Origin of the sequence: Sphingobacterium endophyticum, assembly GCF_009733535.1 — a bacterium.
Lineage (GTDB): Bacteria > Bacteroidota > Bacteroidia > Sphingobacteriales > Sphingobacteriaceae > Sphingobacterium > Sphingobacterium endophyticum.
The window spans coordinates 365,562-386,868 of the sequence record NZ_SMMI01000004.1 but is presented as its reverse complement, the minus strand read 5'-3'; the positions used below and the strand labels follow the sequence as shown (position 1 = coordinate 386,868).

The window sequence follows — 21,307 nt, the reverse complement described above, 5'->3', positions numbered from 1 at the left end:
GTGTGATTTTTTAACTGAATAAAATTCAATAATTCTATTTATAAAGAATTAAATTTTATTTGGTTTAAATGAATTATACACTCTTGGCTTCACAATTTTAATACTCTGCTTAGAAAGCGCTATACTCGCATTAAGTTCGAACCCTATGATCAATATTAGTGCATTTATATACATCCAGATCATAATTACTATCAATGTACCAATTGAGCCGTATAATTTATTATATGCCCCAAAATTATTAATATAAAAAGTAAATAACGAAAAAGACAGCATCGCTAGTATCGTTGCGAGTGTTGCTCCTGGTGTAAATAATTTCCATTTTTTGGTTGAACTTGGACCGAATTTATAGATCAAACTGACCGTAAAAAAGTAAATTCCGAACAAAATTATCCACTGTGCAACCTTAATTAAAAAGGCCCAAAACCACTTTAAATCATAATCTATGTGGGTTTTTAGGTAGTTGATGAAATAGTTGGATCCAGCATACAAAGCTATCCCGACGGCAAGTGCCAAGACGATTGCAAGCGACAAGGCCAATGCAACGATCCTTCGCTGGAACCAAGTCCTTGATTCCTTCGATAAAGATGCCTTATTGAAGCTCATCATCAATGTTGTCATACCATTTGTAGCGAAAAATGTACATAAAACAAATCCGGCAGATAAAAGTCCTCCATTCTGTCTTTTGATGATGTCTGTTAGCGTAGTTTCGAGAATTTCATACGCATTATTGGGAAGAGCTAATTGGATCAGTTCCATCAACTGGGTCTGAAAATTGTCGACCGGAATATAAGGTATAAGAGTAAACAAAAAGATGATTCCCGGAAATACCGCCAACATAAAATTGTAGGCTAGGGAAGAAGCTTTGTTGATAATGGATTCACGTGCAATTTCCTGAAAAAAGAAAACCATAACCGTATATAATGGAAGTTTCCCAAATCCAGGTAGGGTAGCTGTCTTGGTCCATTCTATAAATCTGTCATATGGCTTGACATACAGTAAGCGCTGGTGAATTTTCTTCATTTATTCTCCAAAAAATGGAGCCATCTTGTCAATGAAAATCTGTGGCGGGTTGCATGGTCTACCTTTCTCCATATCAACAAATACCAGTTGGGTAGAACCCGTGTTCAGAAGATCTCCAGATTCGTTAAATAGCTCATATTCAAATTTAATCCTTACTCCTGGCTTTTCTCGAATATAAGTATTTATAGTAACTAAATCATCATATTTTGCGGCTTTCTTGAATTTACAGGTTAACTCTATCACAGGCAGCATGACTCCCATTTCCTCTAATTCTTTGTAGGAAATGCCCGTACTCCGCAACATCTCTGTCCTAGCTACTTCATAATAGGTCGCATAATTCCCGTAATAAACATATCCCATATTGTCTGTCTCGGCGTAGCGAACCCTTACCTGATGTTGATATAGAAACATATTATTTCTTAATATTTCTTTCGTCTAATGCTTTTTGAAATTTTCTAGCGTTCACCAAATGTTCAGCAACGGTCTCTGCATATAAATGGTAGCCCGAAAAATCATCCTTTGCACACATGTAGATATATGGATGATGTTCGTAGTTCAACACTGCATCAATCGAAGCGATACTAGGCATCATTATAGGTCCTGGAGGTAATCCTTTAAAGCGATAGGTGTTGTATGGATTGTCAATTGTCAAATGCCTATTCAATACCCGACGAATCGTGAAATCATTGTTAGCATAGATAACGGTAGGGTCTGCTTGAAGTAACATACCTTTTTTAAGCCTGTTTAAATATAAGCCTGCAATCTTTGGCATTTCATCAACGTGCAATGCTTCACCCTTCACAATGGAAGCCAATGTACTTACCTCTTGAGTTGTTAGACTTAAAGCAGCGGCCTTAGCCTTACGATCGGCATTCCAGAATTTTTCGTATTCCTTAGAGAAACGATCAAAAATTTCTTCTGGTTTTGTATTCCAATAAATCTCATATGTATCTGGAATAAACATGCTGAAAAAGTTTTCTTTATTGAAGCCATATTTTTCAGCAACCTTTTCATCATTCAGTAGATTCAGGAATGCAGTTGAGTCTGCTTCAAAATTCTGCCCCAATAGCACTGCAAAATCTTTTCTTAACCTAACATTTTGGAATCTAAATTTCACAGCCTCCTGATATCCCCCGCGAAGGTTCCCAATTAACCTACGGTTACTCATGTCTTTTGACAATTTATATCGTCCAGCTTTAATTCCAGCAGATTCTAAATCCATTGCTTTGGCAACATATTTAAAATAGGTCGGATTTTTTACAATCCCTTCTGATTCTATTCTCGACATCACGCTAGAATATGGCTCGTCAGTCTTTACATAGAAATATTCTTCATCTGTTGCTATGCTCGGTCCCATAAATGCTTGATAACCGATCCAACCAGCAACTAATGCGATAAGTAAAATTATGATTAAGAAGATCCCTAATCCTTTTCTTTTATTTGTGTTTTGGCTCATGTTATGGTATTTGAGGCGTAGTTTCAGGAGTTGCAGCAGCGGGTTTACCTAAGGTAACATGAATAGCATTTCCTATAGAAATAATTTTAGCACTAGTATCAGGATTCTGTTTAATAATCACCGAACCTAAGGTATCATTTGAATTATCATTGAATGACACAGACCCTAAGGTCAATCCTTTGCCTGCTAATGCAAATTTAGCTTCTGTTAAATTTAAACCAATCAGTACAGGAATTTCAACCTCATCATCTCCACGGCCATTTCCTAATATTAAGCTGATCTTCGAACCTTTTGGTACCATTCTTCCTGGTCGGATAGGCTGGCCTGCAAATTTAACATCTAATACTACGTCCCTAGCAATATCATTTCTATAAACCGTATCAGCAATTTTCAAAGAGTGGTTCTTTAAAATAGCTGATGCCTCAATATATGTCTTGTCAATTACCTCAGGAAATGCAATTTCAGGTGCAGACTGTGTGATAATGGTTAAATAAATCGTACGCCCGCTCTTAACATGTGCCTTTGGATCTGGATCTTGATCGATGACCAAACCCGGTTTCGCATCCATTTGATAGATGGAATCTATCTCTACTTCTAAACCGGCTTTATCCAATATATTTAGAGCTTCACTAATATTTAACCCCTTTAGTAATGGAACTTCTTGAGAATCACCATGCTTGGTGTAGACCTTTAATCCGAAATAAACTAAAATAAAAAGAATGACAATGAAAATGAGTCCACTTATCAAGTTTTTTCTGAAAGCACTCGTTCTCAAGTATAAAAAGAACTTAGACATCTATTGTGTTTTTTTTTATATCCTATTAACAATATATATTCCAATTTTATTATTTCAACAAAATGGAGGTAATTAAAGGCAAAAATATTCGTTTTGTTTACTATATTTTTGCTATATTTAATCTGTGTTTATTTCCTTTAAACGCAGTTTTTAATTTTAATATTTAACCTTTAGGGGCTCTAATTGGGGCTCTACTTTTTAGACTAAAAATGTCAGTAAACATAGATAAAAGTATCGGAAAGCCATTTTTAAAGTCAGCTAACCCATTATCAAAAAAGTGGATTATCTGTATAAAGTATAAAAATTCCCAAAATGAGCATAAAGAATATAAAAGAACATTTGATTTAAACAAGGCTCCATTTGTAATAAAAGGAGTTGTAAATACAAAGGCAAATATAGTAAAGCAACGGCAAAAAAGAGCTAGTCAATTTATCAATGAATTGATAAATGATTTAAATTCTATTGAATTTGATGTGAATGCAGGCGATTTTGTACAATCAATATTGGATAAGCCCTTAAAAGAGTTTATAAATGATTGGCTTCTGTGGAAAAAGAACAAAGTTAAGGCATCATCGTTTAAGCGATATTCAGAAAAAATAAGTGTTTTTAACGATTGGTTATACACTAATCAATTACACAACATAAGTTTAAAAAGGTTTGATTATTTAACATTAAATAGATTCTTAAATTTCATTCAAACAAAGAGCAGTAATATATCCTACAACTTTTATTTAACGGTTTTTAAAAATATATACAAGTACCTGACCAAGATTGAAGATATTCAAATAAGTAATATCACAACACGATTTGAAAAGCTAAAGGAAAATGATACGGAAAAACATGCACTATATAGTGACTATCAGCAGGCATTTAATGACTTAACAGAATTTAATTATTTGTTGGGCTATATGGCTAAATGCATTTTTTACACACTTCACAGAATAGAGACTTTAACAAGCTTACAATACAAAGACTTTGACTTGAGTAGGGGAATAATAAATATTCCAAGTGCTAAAATAAAAACAGCAAAGAAGCTAACCATTAGAATAAGTAAGCATTTATTGCCTCAAATAATTGAATACGTTAATGAACATAGACCACAACCCAATGACTATTTTTTCGGTAATCATGGAATGATTAAAAGTAAAATAAATCTTAACAAAACAGATGTTAGAATGTTTGGTAAACATAAAACGTCGGTGAAAATATTTAGTCAAATGTTTGCATACTTTAAAAATAAAAAAACTACCAACAAAGAATTATTCACGGCTAAACATTCACTTTATGGAATGAAAGCGAATGGCTACAGCTATTACAAAAATGGGGGAGATGGTCAGCAATTTATTTTAAGTGATGAGCAAATAATAAAAATAACTGGTCACAGTAATACCGATATTTTAAAAAAATATAGCAGAGAATATGAGGCAATAATAAGTGAGGAATTATGGAATAGCCTTTAATTCTCAAGGGGCTACATGACGAAGCCATACACCTATAAAATAACCTTGTAATAACCCCTTTTTCATTGATAATAACCCCACCATAAAGCCCTATCAAAGGGTATTTTTTATTTGTCCAATTGTCATATTTATTAAGGTATCCCTCTATTCGGTAGTTTAAACATGGGTTGGGGATATAGTTGTAGTGCCTACATGTTTCAATTGCATAAAAAAAAATTTTGGGAATTTTTCGGTCTGAAATTTTACCCTATTAATTGTATCAAGTTTGGTACAAAGTTAATTTCATTAGTAATGAGTCAGTTACGTACCTAGTTGTAATTAGTAGTTAAAAATTTGTTGTTATGTGGTATTTATTAATAAGTGTCAAACATTAATAAAGTATAAGAACAAATAAAATGAGAGAAATCATTAGCGGAATATACCCCTTAACAGTTTTGGGGACATTCAATATACAAGGTCACGAGTGGCAAATAAGAACTAAAGGCAGTAAAAAATATATAATTGACAATACTGAGGATAAATACATATCGGGATTATTCCAAGTCAAAAACTATGAAGATGAATTTAGCTCATTCGATTATGCAGGAAGCTTCTATTTTTTAAGTATTGATGAAGGATATGTCTACATCCAATTCGTGAATGAAAAAATTTTAAAATAATAAAATGATAAAAACAAAAAGAGTATCGCAGGTAAAATCAGTAAGACTTAATGAAATGGAATTTTCGATTATTTCAAAACATCTAAAAAAATACGGATTTACAGATTTAAGGAATTATCTCCAGCAATCAATAATAAATGACTGCCTATCGGTTGCGTTCCACCGCATCAAGGAGATGCAAAAAAAGTCAGCTAACTAATTTGGGTTTCGAGCAATTCTGAAATATATTAGTTAAAAACGGTTTACATAGTAAGGCACAATACAAGGAGGCTAATGTGAGTAATCCATGGAACAAGCCCCCGATAATAATAAAGAAGATTTTAAAATAAAAAAAATGAAACTAGCATATTCTACTAGTTTCTTTAGAGCTGAAAAGGCAGGTAGATATTAATGTAAAAAACAATGTATAGCATAATCAATTATAATATTCTCAATGATATAATAAATAATCCAAAAACGGAATACGGATATTACAATAACGGAATTAACGTTAAGTCACAATCAAAATCAAAGTATGAAAGACATGTCCATATTGGTAAAACTAACATAGTATTGAGACACCTCAAGAAACTGGATAAAATTAAAATAATTAAAAGGTCAAACCAAGCAGGTAGGAAACCAACATTAACGCATGAACAAGCAAAAGAAAACCAAAGAAAAGCCAAAAGAGAAAATAAACAGTTAAAGAGTGCATTAAAAAACTGCAATAGTCTAAAACAAAAAGATAACCTAAATCATGGTATAATAGATGAAATTACATTCAAGCCTAAACCTACTAATAAAATGCTTAGTTATTGGTTAATGAATATGTATAGTATGTTTGATTTTAATTATTTCCTGACCTTAAATCATACGGATAAATACATTCTAAACAAGTTTGAGGCAAAGAAAGCAAAAACATTTGATGAGTATTTTTACCACATTCAACAGGACAAATATGTCAAAGTAGATAATATTACATTGAAGAATCTAAAACAAAAGGTAAAGGATTATATAGATTACATTCGAAATGAAAAGAAGATTAAAATCCATTATTACATAGTCAGATATGAAAAGAATTTAAAGAACAATTGGCATGCTCATTTAGCTTTAAAATTGGATAAACCAAATTACTTGAATATTCATAACTACCTTAATAATCGTTGGTTTTATTCCAAATTTAGAAAGAAAACAGTTAAAAAAATTGGTAACTCTAAGCTTAAACCAAAGCATGAACAAATAAGGAATGTACTGTCTTATATGTTTAAAAAATTAGACCATTATGGTGATACAATTGAATATGAAGTATACGGAATTACGGTTAATACACCAATAAGATATATCGTTAGAAAGGATAATCGAAGTAACTATGATATGAGAATGTTTGAGCAATTGACTTCAAATTCTTTAGCGTCGTAAAAAATTTTACTATTTTAATTATATAAGGAAAAGTACTTGTATTCCTTATTTTCATGAACAGCCCAATAATGGGCTGTTTTGATGAAAAATTTAAATGGGGTTATAATATAAAATGGCGTTAGTTTTTCTAACGCCAATCTTTTATGCTGACTTTAAAACTCTACAATACTGTAAAAATTCTAAGTCTTCATCTGATGGTACTCTTATATTGTTTAGATTATATTCTAATTTGTCAATAATGGCGTACTGATTTACAATATGTTGCCTTAGGTACTCTTTGAAAGATTTTCCCGATGACTTCATTATTTCTTTAAATTGCTTTTTGGTAACATAATTCCTATTTTTTGTCCAATAAGCCATGAAGGTTATATCATATCTTATATAATCCATAAAAACTCTACGTTTTAGTGAGTTGAATATACTGTTGATATTAGAAGATGAATTAATAAAAACTTTTGGATAACATATAGGTGTTGCGAGGCCAGCTATTGGAAGGTTTGCTTTATATTGCTGGAAATCTCCAGATTCAGGATTATACATCCTTTTAATTAATACTTGTTTAGTTTTCCATCCATTTATAACAGCTAATTCTTCAGTATATTTAATCAAAACAGATAGTGAAATTGCTGTTAAAATATCTGAGGAACGGTCATTACTAATTCCCTCAATCGCGAGTGGGATAGATAGGTATGAATAATTACCTTTATTCATCGCGTCTCGCATAAACAATAAATTGTCCATCATTGAATTTGAAAGAATTTTACCTACACCATTTCCGTTTTTAGAAACTGCATATCCAATTTTGGTATGTTTGTTTTCATTTAAACAAGAAAGAAGTTGAATAAGCTTTCTATTATCAGATTTTTGAAGAGCTGTGTAAACTTGAGCCATATAGGATTCAACACATGCAACTATAGATAATGCTAATTTGTTTCCCTTCTGAGCATGATATTTTACTAATGTGTAATCGAAAAATGCTCTTATGTCACCATTCATACAATAGTCAAAGAAGTCTATTTCGCTTTGACGTTTTTGCGAGCCATATAAGACTTCGCTTAAAGTTGAGTCTAAATTAAATCTCATAGATTATTTTTTTTACCTGTAACAATCTTATTATTTAGCATAAATAAAATGTTAAAATTTGTTAAAATATTTTTTTAAAATCTATGATGTTTGTACTTTTGCAGAACCGCTTCCGAAGAGAATCAAACATCAATAATTTGGCGATAGCATTGCTATCAGTGTTCTCTGTTTATGTCATAGTCATTCCTTTCTTTTATTTTAAAAATGTAAGAACGTCAACGACTATGCCATTATCTACTTCTTTGATTAAATTGTTGAAAACTACTAATATTTGTAGTAATTTATCTGTACTCTTCCTCTTGACAACCAATTTTTCTAATTAGTTTAGTGTTTTTTGTCAGTGACATATTGTCTATTAATGGCTGGTTTTGTCATACTGTCATGTTTGAATGAATATTTTCATAAATAAATTGTTCATGACGAGTGTGCCAACAATATAAAATCATATCTAAATATTACAATATTTCAATATTAATTCGATTAATACCAACTAAATATTGATTGATTTAAGTAGAATTCCATTTTCAAATTCCTGATAATTTATAATTAGAAGAGTGCCAATATCTTCTAAAACATTTCTATAACAAATGGGATTTATTTTATATTTGTTTTATGAATCCAATAGAAATTAATCTTTTAACGCCTTCGTTTGTTTATATGGCAAGTGAATTAGGGGTAAAGATTAAAAACAGTAACATTCTTCATGTATTATCTTCATTAGAACAGTTAAAAATAAAGATTAAAGAATGTAATTCGGATTTGATTTGTGAAGATGAAATAATCTATATTGAAAATAAAATAAAAAGTTATGTCACTAAGTATGAAGATTTAGGACATTTAATTACTCAAAGGACAAAACTATATTATATAATAGAAGTTGTTGCAAATAGAAATTCTCAGACCCAATATATAAAAGAACTTGGCACAGAGATTTTCAACCAAATAAATAATTCGGCAAATATAAATTCGGATACTATCGGAAAGCGAGCTACGGCACGCCAGATGATTGATGCTGACCGTTTAAAAAAATCTTTAAAAAGAAAGTTTAAAGGTTAGCCGTTTTTGAATAGGTAGGGGCTCTAATTGGAGCTCTAAAAATTTAAATTATTGATAATCAGTATGTGTGTCAAAAATATTCGTTTTTCCTCGTATCTCAAATTATATTTGTTTCTCGAATAAAACATATGAAAACTAAAGTAGCATTAATAACTGGTGGATACACCGGAGAAGCTGAAATTTCCTATAAAAGTTCCGCTTTTGTTTACTCACAAATTGACAAAGAAAAATACGAGGTCTACCTAATTGATATTACTACTTCGGGCTGGACCTATACCGACGAGCAAAAAAATAGCTATGAAATCGACCGTCAGGATTTTACACTGAACATCAATGATCAGAAAGTAAGTTTTGATGTGGCTTTTATAATATTGCATGGAACCCCTGGTGAGGATGGAAGGTTGCAAGGTTATTTGGATATGTTGGACATTCCTTATACCTCTTGTGGAGCATTAACTTCCTCTTTGACCATGAATAAAGGCTACACAAAAGCAATCATTCAAGATATTCCATTACTTAGTGTAGCAAAATCGGTACTTCTATTTGAAATTGACCGAGCCAATGCAGAAACTATTGTAAAAGAAAAACTGGCACTTCCATTATTTGTAAAGCCAAATGCAGGTGGTAGTAGTATCGGTATGAACAAAGTTAACATATGGGAAGAGTTGCCAAAAGCTTTAAATGATGCCTATGATGCAGAAGGAACAGGAAAACAGGTCTTAGTTGAAGAGTTTGTAAAAGGTAGAGAATTCTCACAAGGAATCTATCGTGACTCAAAAGGAGATTTACAAGTTCTTCCTGCTACAGAAGTTATTACGACAAGGGAATTTTTTGATTTTGAGGCTAAATATACACCTGGATTAACCCAAGAAATTACTCCAGCTGATTTAAATGAAGAACAAAAAGAAAGAGCAGACAAAATCATTAAAGAGATTTATATTCGTCTGAATTGTAAGGGAATGGTTCGTGTGGATTTCTTTATTCAAAATGAAACTGATAAATTTTACTTCATAGAAATTAATACGATACCGGGCCAAACACCACAAAGTTTTATTCCACAACAAGTCAAGGCATCAGGAAGAACGGCTTCAGAATTTTATGGAGAACTAATTGAAGCTGCTTTAAACCAAAATTAATCCAACTTTTTTTTCAAAATATCAAAAAGGAGATTGTACAGATTGTATAGTCTCCTTTTTTGTTTTCAAAAATGATTTTCCTTCAGGTTTTATTTGAGTTTTGGTCGTGTTTTGCTCGTGTCTCATCCACAGCTTGTCCAAAGGTAATCCGGAGCTCGTCCGCTCACAAGCGGACGAGCTGTGGACAATGTCAAACCAAGGTGCGGACCATTCACGACCAAAACACGACTAAAACCAAGCTGAAACCAATATATGGACAATAAAAAAAGGCCATGTCTTTGAAAGTCATGGCCAATTAGGGTTATGTTGAATCTCGGTTGTTATTGTAGTTGATTAAAAAGGAGTTTAAATGTACCATGTGTCTGTGCTCTAAAGTTGATATCGCTACCAAAAGAAACTAATTTGCCTTTTCCAACGGGAGCCTCAAAAGCTAAAACACCATCCTTTAGATATTTTTGACCCCATGACCATCCACTTTTTAAAACCTTTTCCGAATTAAACCACAGTAATGGTTTTATCTCAGAGCTTGTTATTCTATACAGGTTGTCATTGCTATAGTAAAGATCGATTTCATCTTGATAGCCCCATGTACTTGTCGTGCCTTTCCCTACTTGTGCAGTTAAAACTGATCCAGGAGTGTAAAACTCCGTTCTTTTTAATTCATTCTTGTTTGCATCTACCAAATGATTTTCTACGCCTAACTTAAGGTGTTCAGCTAAATCGGAACTGCTTCCGATAGTAATGATTCGGCCGCCATTTTCAAGAAAAGTTTTCAATACCGGAATAGATTTGTCTGCTGATAACCTTCCCCATCTTTCTTTATAAGGAGATGGAATATTATCAGGTGCTTCTGCTGGCATTCTTCCATAGTATCCTCCGGCATTGGAGTTCCCGAAGCTAGGAATTGAATTCCCCGGGAAAATAAGGACGTCATATTTTGCATTCAGATTTCCTTTATCGATTTCAGGGGCAAAAATCACATCAAAGTTGTAATGATACTGTTCCAATAAGAATCTCAACCAACCAGAAGGCATGCTGCCGCCATAAGTATCCCATAAGGCAATACGTAGAGGTTTGATTTTTTTGGTCTGTTTAGGAAGGCTGTTTGTACCTTCGGCATGGAATATTAATTTAACATCTGGTTTATTTTCTACATAGATATCGCCGTTACTTTCATCTCTCCAAACATTTTTACCTTGTTTTAATAGATCATTACTCAATCTAAATGATTCGTTAACAGCGGAAGGAAGTTTTAGATATTTGCCTTTTGGTTTCTCTAATTCGGCAAGCTTAATCACTTTTCCGATTTCCAAATTTTGGAATGGGCCGTTGAAATCATCCATAATACGGTCGAATTTGACATCCATTAAATACGCTAAAGTCCATCCAGCAGCATCATAAGGTGGAATCGGAGGGCCACCTGGATATTGAAAATCATCAGGATGGTCTTGAGGGTCAAACATATCAAGAATATGAGGCCTAAAAGCTTGATTAGTTTTAATGATATAGGAATTCTTTGGATAATTCTTGCCATTTACCGTGAAATCAGCTGATGCCTGTTTGATATCTATACCGTTTTGAATAAGGGCATTAACAAAGTCTGTCGCTTTTACGAAATCGTCTTGGTCTGCCGGGATGATAAATCCTCTTGGATCGCGAAGAGCTTTGTCTTCAAAAAGGCTGCCCAAAAGCTTTCTTTCTGCTGCACGATTGGATTCAATTTTAGGGTCTTTTCTTTTTGCTTGTTGAAGTGCGGAGTCAATTACAGCAACACGACTTGGAGATAATGCCCAAAAGTCCTTGGAACCTCTTTCAATAGAATTCCTACCCATTTTATAAATGTTGTACAAGACTTCATCTTTATAGCGACTTGCATAGTTCAAAATAGCATAATTCAGGGATACAGAATAGTCGATAGACTGTTGAAAATGCCATACCTGGGGAACAACTGGGTTTTGAGTATCGTTGTTTGGAATCATCCGATTAGGTACCAGAGGGATTTCAAATGGTGTTGGGTTTCCGATCATTTCCGTCAATAATCCCATGATATTATGGAAGTAGGTTGTGGTTCTCAAGCCGCCATTGTACCAAGTTGAAAAAACTGATCCATCTTTAGCAGTATACCCTGGTTTGTCTTCAGAATTCAGCCTATTAGCCATTGCAGCACCTAGTGCATCAATACCAGACATGAGAAGCGGGTCAAATACATAGTTAAAAGGATCGCGATATGGTGCACCAGCCACTACAGCGCCTGCTGGAGCCGTTTGGTGATGGTTGTACATGATCTGAGGAATCCATTCTATAAAAAGCTGTCTAGCCATGTTTTGAGACTCTTTAAGGTTCAACATAAAGAAATCGCGGTTATTGTCATGGCCGGCATATTTTTGGTAGAGGACAGGAACAAAATTAGTAGAGCGCTTATCAGGTGTATTTTCGCGCATGTACCAGTCAGATACTAATTCCTGTCCATCAGGATTAGCATGCGTCATCAATATGATGGTATTATCCAGGATTTTTTTCGTTTCCGGATCGTTTGATGATGCTAATAAATAGGCTGTCTGTATAAGTTGATGGGTTCCAACCACCTCAGTAGAATGTAAACCGCCATCAATCCATACCACGCTCTTACCTTGTTCTGAAAGAGATTTTGCTTCTTCTTCACTTATTTCAGCACGCGCTAAACTGGTTGAAATCTTCTTATACTTTTCTAAATTTTTTAGGTTTTCAGCAGAACTGATTATGAGCATACATTGATCACGACCTTCTTCGGTCTTTCCAATAACAGTATAAATTAACCGGTCGGACTCAAGATCTAGCTTTTTGAAGTATTTTTCAGTTTGGGTGAAGGTTGCTAATTGGTAATCATCGCCAATGTTAAAACCGAAATGCGCCTTAGGATTAGTAATCTGTTGGGCATATACAGATTGAATGAGGACAAATGAAATCAATAGTAACCGGAGAAGGTTAATTGAGTTTTTCATAATTCTATTAGGTAATAATTTATTGGATAAAGATAAGAAACAAGTGGAAATTCTTGTAAACGAAGCGGATGTAATGCTGTTTTTCACAATAATATTACAGATGTTTTAGAAGATGTGGATAGGCAGTAGGAAAAGGGAAGGAAAACAGCGATTTTAATTCTATTGGAATTTGTATATTTGAGATGATGACAATTAGTACCATATGATTTTAGTAGCAGATAGCGGATCATCACGATCAGATTGGATGCTTCATCTTCCAGATAGCAAACCATTACGTTTTAGTACCAAGGGATTAAATCCTTTTTTCGTAAGTGAGAAGGAGATTGCCGCCGTTTTGACAGATGTACCAGAGATTATTCCTTATATAAAGGAAGTAAACGAAGTATATTTCTTTGGAGCAGGATGTTCAACTCCAGACCGGAGGGAATTAGTTTCAAATGCGTTAACCCAAATATTTCCGAGTTCGTTTATCTCTGTAGAGAGTGATTTATTAGGATCAGCATTCGCGACCTTTGGAATCGGGAAAGGCTTAATTTCTAATTTGGGCACCGGTTCCGATATTAGCTTTTATGATGGAGAGAAACTTTCTGCCAGTTTACATGGCAATGGATATGTACTGGGTGATGAGGGGTCTGGAGCTTGGTTTGGTAAACAGCTGATAACCGCTTATCTCTATGAAACAATGCCAAGGGACTTGGCAAGAGTTTTTAAAGAATCCCATCATATTACTAAGGATATTATCATTAAAAATGTCTACCAAAGGGATCGTCCAAATGCCTACTTAGCATCATTTGCTGAATTTATGGCTAACAATAGGCAACATCCTTATATTGATAATTTACTTAGGAATGGATTCGACGAATTCGTAAGGACCAACATCATGACCTACCCTAATTTTTGGGATTATGAATGTCATTTTGTTGGACGAATTGCTTATTATTTTGATCTCCACCTAAGAGAGGTATGTTCTTTGCATGGAGTAAGAGTAGGTAAAATATTGAGTAGCCCAATTGAGGAGTTATTCCACTATGTGGTTGATAGAGAATTGAATGTTCAACTTTAAAAAAATATGTTATGATAATGACGATGATTATGTTGTATACCATGCTGTTTCAACAGCCTACGGTATACGACTATTCTTTCACATCCATTGATGGGAAGAAAATAAACCTGTCGGAGTTCAAAGGAAAACAATTATTGATTGTAAATACGGCTTCAAAATGCGGGTTTACTAAACAATATAAAGAGCTTCAGGAGTTACATGAGGAATATGGAGATAAGCTTGTGGTGATAGGCTTCCCTTCTGATAATTTTGGTAATCAGGAGTATGGAGACAACAAGGAGATTGCAGAATTCTGTGAAAAGAATTATGGTGTAAACTTTATTCTTTCAGAAAAGGTTGATGTCAAGGGTGAAGATCAAACGGCATTATTCAAATACTTGACGGAAACTGAAAATCCAGATTTCAAAGGAGATATTAATTGGAACTTTGAAAAGTTCTTGATTGGTAAAGACGGAAAACTGGCACATCGCTACCGTTCAAAAGTTACCCCATTGGATGATCAAATCACTAAACAAATACTTTAAATAGTGAAATGCGCCTGATTAAGGCGCATTTTATTTTTTAAGGGGGGATTCCAAATTCGAAGAGACTGACTAATTAGTCATTAACTATCCTTATAAGGAATCATTTAGTCCGAAATAACAAGCACGACATCTAGGTTCGTAGCTTTCTTTCTCTCCTAATAATACACGGGATTCATTTTTCTGAATTCTATAGGAATAATTTGCAGGAGCGCCACATTGTACGCATACAGCATGTACTTTGGTTACATCTTCGGCAATCGCCATCAAATCGGGAATTGGGCCAAAGGGTTTGCCTAAATAATCCATATCAAGTCCAGCGACAATAACACGGATTCCTCGATTTGCTAATTCCACACATACATTAGGAAGTTCTTCGTCAAAAAATTGGGCTTCATCAATTCCCACAACTTTAGTGTCGGAACTGAGCAATAGAATGGCAGAAGAATGAGCAACTGGAGTAGAAGGGATCGAATTGCTATCATGAGAAACGACTTCGTTCACACCATAGCGAATATCAATTTCAGGCTTAAAGATTTCCACAGGCAGTTTAGCGAATTGAGCTCTTTTCATTCTTCGAATTAACTCTTCGGTCTTTCCTGAAAACATAGATCCACAGATAACTTCAATACTACCTATAGGACCTCTTCTGTTAGGGAAATTATGTTCAGAAAACAGCATCATTTTGAAAATACTTTATACTAAAAACCTGATTTTTGGAGTTTCATATAATATGAAAATCTTAACTAATATAGGTTACGAATATCGAAATTTAATCTTATTTTTGGTTTAAGGATGCAGGATAAAAAGTTAAACAAGGTATCAATCAGCTTGTTTAATTTTTATTTCCGTAAAATGATTAAAGAATTAATTTCAATCTATACACAAAAAAAACATGGCTTATACAGATCAGGATATTTTAGGGAAAATTGGAGATCTATTGGTGGAAATCAATGAGCAGTATGCTGGCTTAGAGAATGCCAGTTTAACGGAGCGAAAAGTTGATATCCTGTTATTAGCAGCGCAAACAAAATATTTAGCTGCACATATTGATGCATTGGCAAATTTGCAAAATTCTATTGAATCAAAACCGAATGCTAGCACAGATGAAAGTGCTGTAGAGGTGAAGTCGGAGGAAACATTTACTCCAGCAGTAGAACATGAAGAACATGAATCCGACAATCAGCCAGTGGAAGAGGAGATCCAAGAAGTGGATTCGGTAGGGTCTGAAGAAAAAGCTCAAGTAAATGAGCCTTTTATTGAGGAATATGATGAAGAAGAGCCGGAAACAAGTACATATGGCAGTGAATCAAATAGACAAGATGAGGACGTTCGAGAAGAGGAAAAAGAGGAATTAGTTGAAGAGCCTAAAGAGTCTGAGGAAAGGGAAGAAGAAAAGAAGGAGGCTGAGCCAGTAAATACTTCAGTAGAGGAAGTTAATGATTTTAAGGATTTTAATATTTCCTCAAATCCAGTTCATACATCTTCTTCAGGTTATATTTCAGTTTCTACGAAATCCGATGTTGAAGAGGAGGAAATTGAAAAAGAATCTCATGTATCAGAGCCTGTAGTAAATCAGGTAGTCATTGAGGAAAAGGAGGTTTCTATTGAGCCAGAAGAGGAGAAGGAAGTTAGCTTGAATGATTTGGCAAAGCAGGCAGAAGTTAAGCCAAGCCGTCCTCTGACTTTAAATGAATTGATCCAGCAGCAAAAGAAAGCTGGATTAACAAATGCAAATCAATTTAATACCTCTCAAGAAAGAGGTGGAGAAAGAATTGGAGATCTAAAAGTTGCAGTTAGTCTTAATGATAAATTATTATTTATTAAAGACCTATTCAACGGATATAGCTTAGCCTATTCTGAGGCGATAGAATTGTTGAACCGATTTGACAATTTTGCGGAAGCAGATGCCTTTTTGCAAACAAATTATTCGCTTAAGAATAATTGGGCTGCTAAACCCCAAACTGTAGATAAGCTTTATTCGATTTTAAGAAAGAAATATATCTAAGATTAATTTTATTCCTAAATAGGAATTAAGATTTTAGGCGAAAATGAAAGAGCCCTGATTATTTAGATCAGGGCTCTTTTTATGATGGGTTATTACAGATCAAATTTGATCCAATGATATCCTTCATGTCCATATACAAAATATTTGGATTGAATAATTTCAGCAAATATTTCAGTATCTAAAAGGAAATCTTCAGCATGTTTAGCAAAACCGGCTTTTTGAATAATAAAAACATTATTGTTTTTAACGGCTTTAAAGTCGCTGTAATGCTTTTCTAATAATTCTGGCAATGAGCTTAGGAACGATGGATTTTCGTTGATAAAGACGAGGATTTCGGTGTTTTCAGGTTCTTTAACAAGCGGGTTGTTTTGAGCGCCAGCAATTTCACTTAATTCTTCAATGTAGGTTGGGTCAGCTTTCTGCTCAGACAAATCTATAATTTCAACCATTGGTCGGTTTTCAATAGAAATAAACTTCAGTTTATGAAGGATGATATTTATTTCTTCTTCCAGCAGTTCAAATTTTTCAGGATCAGCCTGTTGAAGTTCACCTGCGATTGCTGAATAATGTTTTAAATGATTCATTATGCTTGATAATTATTTTGCAAAGGTAATCAAGCTGTTCAAAAGACCCAAGCAATTGTCAAGATTCGTAAATAATTCGTAATTTGCTATTTGAAAATAAGGATAAGCATATGTTTGATAAATTATTTGAGGCACAGCAAAAGGCACAGGAAATTAAGGCAAGGTTAGATCATATTTCAGTTTCAGGTGAGGCTGAAGGAGGGAAAGTTAGGGTAGTTTCTACTGCGAATAAGGAGATTAAAGAGATTCAGATCGATCCTGAATTTTTTAAAGATGCTGACAAAGAAGAGATTGAAGAGTTATTGGTAGTAGCATTGAATAAGGCATTAGTTCAAGCTGAAAACATCAGTCAGACAGAGATGCAAGCTGCATCACAAGATTTGCTTGGAGGTTTAGGAGGATTAGGTAATTTATTCGGAAACAAATAATCAGCTTATGAAAGTTACTTATTACGGACAATCCTGTGTGGAATTTGATATTGATGGGACGAAAGTACTTTTAGATCCATTTATTACGTATAATCCCTTAGCAAAAGATGTCGATGTTTCATCTATTAAGCCGGATTATATTTTCTTGAGCCATGCGCATCAGGATCATGTTGCTGATATGTTTACGATTCAGCAACAAAGTGGAGCCACTGTAGCAAGCATTGTTGAAACTGCTGCTTGGGTCAGGAAACAAGGTGTTCCAGAGGAAAAAGTGATTGAATATAATTTGGGAGGCACATTAGACCTACCTTTCGGAAAAGTTAAGATGGTATTTGCAGCCCATAGCAACAGTACCGTAGATGGAGAGTATGCTGGATTTCCAGTTGGATATGTATTCTTTTTGAAAGGGAAAACGGTTTATTTTGCAGGAGATACGGCATTGACGATGGAGATGAAGCTTTTGGAGCGATATCATATCGACTGGGCATTGTTACCGATAGGCGGGCATTATACAATGGATGTAGATGATGCAATTTTGGCGGCGGAATTTGTGAACTGTAAAAAAGTAATTGGCATTCACTACGATTCCTTTCCTCCGATTAAGATCGACCATGATTTAGCAGGTAAGAAATTCAGCGAAGCAGATGTGTATTTGGCATTACCAAAAATTGGAGAAACCATAGCATTATAAAGAGACTTAAAAAGGAAAAGCCACATTTTGAAGTGTGGCTTTTTTTATTTTGTTAAGGATTGCTAAGATTAAGCAACGCTTTTAGATCTATTGATGTGGAATTGTACCAAGTCGTCAATAGGAGAACGAAGGATTTTACCAACTTTCATTCCGTATTGAGCAGCTTTATCTTCCAAAACGTTTCTGAAGTTATAACCTACAGAACCGATACAGTTGAAAGTATAAGACTGGTAGTCAGGGTATTTACTTACTAAATTATTGAAGAAAGCTTCGAAAGCGTCATCAACGATTTTGCGAGTATATTCGATATTCACATTATTATCGTATACAAATTTACTGAAGCTAGCGCAGAAGCGATTAGCAAGAGGTTTTGTATAAACATTGTCCATAATTTCATCTGGACTTAATTTATAGGTATTATAGAAAACTTCAGCAACATCTTTAGGCATTAAACCTCTAATGAAGTCTACAAGGAGTTTTTTACCGATAAAGCTACCAGAACCTTCATCACCAAGGATATAAGCAGCAGAATCAATATTGTGAGTAATATCTTTACCGTCGTAGATACAAGTGTTAGTTCCGGTACCAAGAATAGCAGCGAAACCTGCGTTGGTACCTAATAAAGCACGCGCAGCTGCTAAAAGGTCATGACCAACTTCTACTTTAGAATTAGGGAAAACAGCTTGGATAGCATCTTCAACAATCTTTGCTTTTTCTTCGTTATGTACACCAGCACCATAATAATTTACCTCGCTGATTTTATCAAATGGAATATCTTGAGGTAGTCCTTTTTTAAGGGATGCAATAATGTATTCGCTATCTACAAAATAAGGGTTGTAACCCTCGGTGTTGAAGTAAATCTTCTTGTTGTTATCATCTAACAAACACCAGTTTGTTTTTGTAGACCCTCCATCTGCAATTATTATCATTATTTATAAATTTAGTTTTAAAGTAACTTGTTTTTTGCGTTTTACAATGGTATTGTTTTAAGTTCAAATCCCAAAATACGGTATTTATTAATAAAAATAAGAATTTTTATTTGATATATTGAAAAATTTTAAGAAGGCCCTAAGCTTATAGAAAATTAAAAACCTCATAACTTTTTAATTATGAGGTTTTTATAAATTTATTTTTTCGTAAAATACTTAGTGTATTTTTTACAATTAGTTTATGATTAATGTGCTCCTTCAGCTTCAATTTCATCAATTGCAATTCCTTGTTTAGACAAGAATTTACGAACTAAAATGGCAAATACGATAATATAGACAAATCCTACAGCGGGTACGATGTAAGAATTGTGAATTCCAATGATATCAGATAATTTACCTTGAATAGGAGGGATAATACCACCACCAAGAATCATCATGACTAAAAATGCGGATCCTTGTTCAGTAAACTTGCCCAATCCTACAATTGAAAGGCTGAATATTGAGCCCCACATAATAGAACAAGCAAGGCCACCAGCTAAGAAGGAATAGATGGCAACTGTACCCGAAGTCATCAAACCAACAATCATCGCTAACAATCCAAATGTTCCGAAAATAATCAATGTTCTTACAGGTTTTTCCTTACTTAAAAAGAAAGCAGCAATTTGCAGTGCAACACAGATGATAAAGTAATATAATACCGACATGTCAAATCCGGCAAGTGAATTGACGCCAATGATGATTGAGAATGCCACAATCGGTACAATAATCGTTAAAAGTTGTTTTTTAGATTTTGTTAAGTTGAATGCAGTAATAGCACCTGCCCAACGACCAATCATCATACCACCCCAGTACATGGATACATATGGTGTTATCTGTGAAGATTGTAAATTACCAAATTCATCCAGCGTTAATAATTCCCCTAAGTTACTACCGATTGCAACTTCAATTCCGACATAGATAAATAAGGCCAACATACCCAAAACCAATTGTGGATATTTCATAGCACCCCATCCTTCAGGATTCTTCTTAGCACTATTATATGAGAATAACAATCCAAATACAATAACAGCCAAAGCACCCAAAAGCCACATCATTCTTTTTATTTCAAGGCTATGAGTAAGTTCTTTTATTTGGTTTAATAAGGATTCGTTTTGATCCAATGCAGCTTGTTCCTTCAAGTGTTGTATGTGAATGGCAGTTTCAGATTTATAACTAGTAAATACAGGAATAAAAGCACATAAAAGAAGGATGGTCATAATAATTAAAGTTGTCCTTGCCTTGTTAGCAGGTTCCATTTGTTCTAAGTTAAATCCTGCAGGAACTTTTTTAGAGAAGTGAAATAATCCAGCTGCCAATATAAATAACAAACCTACACCGATATATAAATAAACAACTTTATTTAAAGGAAGATTAGCAATTTCAGCGTCTGAAATGGTTTCAAAAGTTCCAAACAAGGCGAACCCTACAATTAGAGGTCCAATAGTAGTACCGAATGAATTGACTCCACCACCAAGGTTTACACGAGAAGCACCCGTTTTAGGGTCACCTAACAATACAGCGAATGGATTAGCGGCGGTTTGCTGAAGGGAGAATCCTAATGCTACAATAAACAATCCGATTAGCATCCCGGTATATACGTTTACTTCTACGGCGACAATCATTGCCGCAGCACCTAGAGCAGAGAATAGAAGTCCATAGACAATACTTCGTTTATATCCCCATTTCCCTACTAAATCTTTTCCGGAAAGCGTTCCGAAAATAAATAATAGGAGTGCACCTATATAATAAGCTGAGTAAAAAGCAAAATCAATAAGTTGAGACTGGAATTGATCGAGGTGAAAATAGTTTTTACAGAACGGAATAAATACGCTGTTACCAGCGGCAATAAATCCCCAGAAGAAAAACACGACAATTAAGGTGTAAAGCGCTGGATAGTTGGTGTTTGTTTGTTGGTTATTCATAAAAATAAGATCTGACTTTATGATTTAATCGTACAAATAAAGAATTTTTTTTTGATTTATAAAGATTTTCAGGTGCT

20 protein-coding genes are annotated in these 21,307 nt (G+C 34.1%); 10 read left to right on the top strand and 10 right to left on the bottom strand.

Annotation, left to right across the window (positions count from 1 at the left end; translation table 11 throughout):
• Positions 1 to 48: 48 nt before the first annotated feature.
• From E0Y80_RS07470 to E0Y80_RS07455, 4 genes are read right to left on the bottom strand one after another with little or no spacing between them, the layout of a single operon-like run.
• Complete coding sequence (locus E0Y80_RS07470; protein WP_156307031.1) at positions 49 to 1,020, bottom strand: YihY/virulence factor BrkB family protein; 972 nt, start codon at positions 1,018 to 1,020, stop codon at positions 49 to 51.
• Positions 1,021 to 1,431 (bottom strand): acyl-CoA thioesterase, encoded by a 411-nt coding sequence (locus E0Y80_RS07465; protein ID WP_156307030.1) that lies wholly within the window; start codon positions 1,429 to 1,431, stop codon positions 1,021 to 1,023. It lies immediately after the preceding gene.
• 1 nt (position 1,432) lies between these two features.
• Positions 1,433 to 2,476 carry an endolytic transglycosylase MltG gene (gene mltG, locus E0Y80_RS07460; protein WP_156307029.1) on the bottom strand — a complete coding sequence of 348 codons (1,044 nt, stop codon included), beginning with the start codon at positions 2,474 to 2,476 and terminating at the stop codon, positions 1,433 to 1,435.
• Between the two features lies 1 nt (position 2,477).
• The gene (locus E0Y80_RS07455; protein WP_156307028.1) at positions 2,478 to 3,272 is read right to left on the bottom strand and encodes a PASTA domain-containing protein; all 795 of its coding nucleotides are present in this window, start codon (positions 3,270 to 3,272) and stop codon (positions 2,478 to 2,480) included.
• A gap of 209 nt (positions 3,273 to 3,481) precedes the next feature.
• Between E0Y80_RS07455 and E0Y80_RS07450 the strand changes: the two genes are divergently transcribed.
• The 3 genes from E0Y80_RS07450 to E0Y80_RS07440 all read left to right on the top strand — a co-directional run bounded on the left by E0Y80_RS07450 (position 3,482) and on the right by E0Y80_RS07440 (position 6,789).
• Positions 3,482 to 4,732, top strand: coding sequence for a site-specific integrase (locus E0Y80_RS07450; RefSeq protein ID WP_156307027.1), 1,251 nt, complete (start codon positions 3,482 to 3,484; stop codon positions 4,730 to 4,732).
• A 395-nt stretch (positions 4,733 to 5,127) separates the two neighbouring features.
• Complete coding sequence (locus tag E0Y80_RS07445) at positions 5,128 to 5,391, top strand: hypothetical protein (RefSeq protein ID WP_156307026.1); 264 nt, start codon at positions 5,128 to 5,130, stop codon at positions 5,389 to 5,391.
• Positions 5,392 to 5,793: 402 nt separating this feature from the next.
• The gene (locus E0Y80_RS07440) at positions 5,794 to 6,789 is read left to right on the top strand and encodes a hypothetical protein (RefSeq protein ID WP_156307025.1); all 996 of its coding nucleotides are present in this window, start codon (positions 5,794 to 5,796) and stop codon (positions 6,787 to 6,789) included.
• A 141-nt stretch (positions 6,790 to 6,930) separates the two neighbouring features.
• Here the strand turns inward: E0Y80_RS07440 and E0Y80_RS07435 are convergent, their stop codons facing one another.
• Positions 6,931 to 7,872 (bottom strand): hypothetical protein, encoded by a 942-nt coding sequence (locus E0Y80_RS07435; protein ID WP_156307024.1) that lies wholly within the window; start codon positions 7,870 to 7,872, stop codon positions 6,931 to 6,933.
• A 612-nt stretch (positions 7,873 to 8,484) separates the two neighbouring features.
• Between E0Y80_RS07435 and E0Y80_RS07430 the strand changes: the two genes are divergently transcribed.
• Both E0Y80_RS07430 and E0Y80_RS07425 read left to right on the top strand, forming a co-directional pair.
• On the top strand, positions 8,485 to 8,928 hold the full coding sequence (locus E0Y80_RS07430; protein WP_156307023.1) for a hypothetical protein: 444 nt from the start codon (positions 8,485 to 8,487) through the stop codon (positions 8,926 to 8,928).
• A gap of 128 nt (positions 8,929 to 9,056) precedes the next feature.
• The gene (locus E0Y80_RS07425; protein ID WP_156307022.1) at positions 9,057 to 10,064 is read left to right on the top strand and encodes a D-alanine--D-alanine ligase; all 1,008 of its coding nucleotides are present in this window, start codon (positions 9,057 to 9,059) and stop codon (positions 10,062 to 10,064) included.
• A 320-nt stretch (positions 10,065 to 10,384) separates the two neighbouring features.
• On the opposite strand, the gene E0Y80_RS07420 is transcribed toward E0Y80_RS07425, so the two are convergent.
• The gene (locus E0Y80_RS07420) at positions 10,385 to 13,045 is read right to left on the bottom strand and encodes a M14 family metallopeptidase (protein WP_156307021.1); all 2,661 of its coding nucleotides are present in this window, start codon (positions 13,043 to 13,045) and stop codon (positions 10,385 to 10,387) included.
• Between the two features lie 202 nt (positions 13,046 to 13,247).
• Between E0Y80_RS07420 and E0Y80_RS07415 the strand changes: the two genes are divergently transcribed.
• Together E0Y80_RS07415 and E0Y80_RS07410 are read left to right on the top strand one after the other, a co-directional pair.
• Positions 13,248 to 14,108 (top strand): N-acetylglucosamine kinase, encoded by an 861-nt coding sequence (locus E0Y80_RS07415; RefSeq protein ID WP_156307020.1) that lies wholly within the window; start codon positions 13,248 to 13,250, stop codon positions 14,106 to 14,108.
• An 11-nt stretch (positions 14,109 to 14,119) separates the two neighbouring features.
• On the top strand, positions 14,120 to 14,632 hold the full coding sequence (locus E0Y80_RS07410; protein WP_231595988.1) for a glutathione peroxidase: 513 nt from the start codon (positions 14,120 to 14,122) through the stop codon (positions 14,630 to 14,632).
• Positions 14,633 to 14,722: 90 nt separating this feature from the next.
• On the opposite strand, the gene E0Y80_RS07405 is transcribed toward E0Y80_RS07410, so the two are convergent.
• Positions 14,723 to 15,310: a thymidine kinase gene (locus E0Y80_RS07405; RefSeq protein WP_156307138.1), complete on the bottom strand. Its 588-nt coding sequence runs from the start codon at positions 15,308 to 15,310 to the stop codon at positions 14,723 to 14,725.
• A 214-nt stretch (positions 15,311 to 15,524) separates the two neighbouring features.
• Between E0Y80_RS07405 and E0Y80_RS07400 the strand changes: the two genes are divergently transcribed.
• Positions 15,525 to 16,637 (top strand): hypothetical protein, encoded by a 1,113-nt coding sequence (locus E0Y80_RS07400; protein ID WP_156307019.1) that lies wholly within the window; start codon positions 15,525 to 15,527, stop codon positions 16,635 to 16,637.
• Positions 16,638 to 16,729: 92 nt separating this feature from the next.
• Here E0Y80_RS07400 and E0Y80_RS07395 read toward each other — a convergent pair whose 3' ends face one another.
• A complete protein-coding gene (locus tag E0Y80_RS07395; RefSeq protein ID WP_156307018.1) occupies positions 16,730 to 17,221 on the bottom strand; it encodes a hypothetical protein in 492 nt (163 codons plus the stop codon).
• 110 nt (positions 17,222 to 17,331) lie between these two features.
• Between E0Y80_RS07395 and E0Y80_RS07390 the strand changes: the two genes are divergently transcribed.
• The gene (locus E0Y80_RS07390) at positions 17,332 to 17,649 is read left to right on the top strand and encodes a YbaB/EbfC family nucleoid-associated protein (RefSeq protein ID WP_156307017.1); all 318 of its coding nucleotides are present in this window, start codon (positions 17,332 to 17,334) and stop codon (positions 17,647 to 17,649) included.
• Positions 17,650 to 17,656: 7 nt separating this feature from the next.
• Positions 17,657 to 18,340 carry a metal-dependent hydrolase gene (locus E0Y80_RS07385; RefSeq protein WP_156307016.1) on the top strand — a complete coding sequence of 228 codons (684 nt, stop codon included), beginning with the start codon at positions 17,657 to 17,659 and terminating at the stop codon, positions 18,338 to 18,340.
• A gap of 68 nt (positions 18,341 to 18,408) precedes the next feature.
• Here the strand turns inward: E0Y80_RS07385 and E0Y80_RS07380 are convergent, their stop codons facing one another.
• Complete coding sequence (locus E0Y80_RS07380; protein ID WP_156307015.1) at positions 18,409 to 19,269, bottom strand: N-acetylglucosamine kinase; 861 nt, start codon at positions 19,267 to 19,269, stop codon at positions 18,409 to 18,411.
• A gap of 245 nt (positions 19,270 to 19,514) precedes the next feature.
• Complete coding sequence (locus tag E0Y80_RS07375; protein ID WP_156307014.1) at positions 19,515 to 21,230, bottom strand: MFS transporter; 1,716 nt, start codon at positions 21,228 to 21,230, stop codon at positions 19,515 to 19,517.
• Between the last annotated feature and the right edge of the window lie 77 nt (positions 21,231 to 21,307).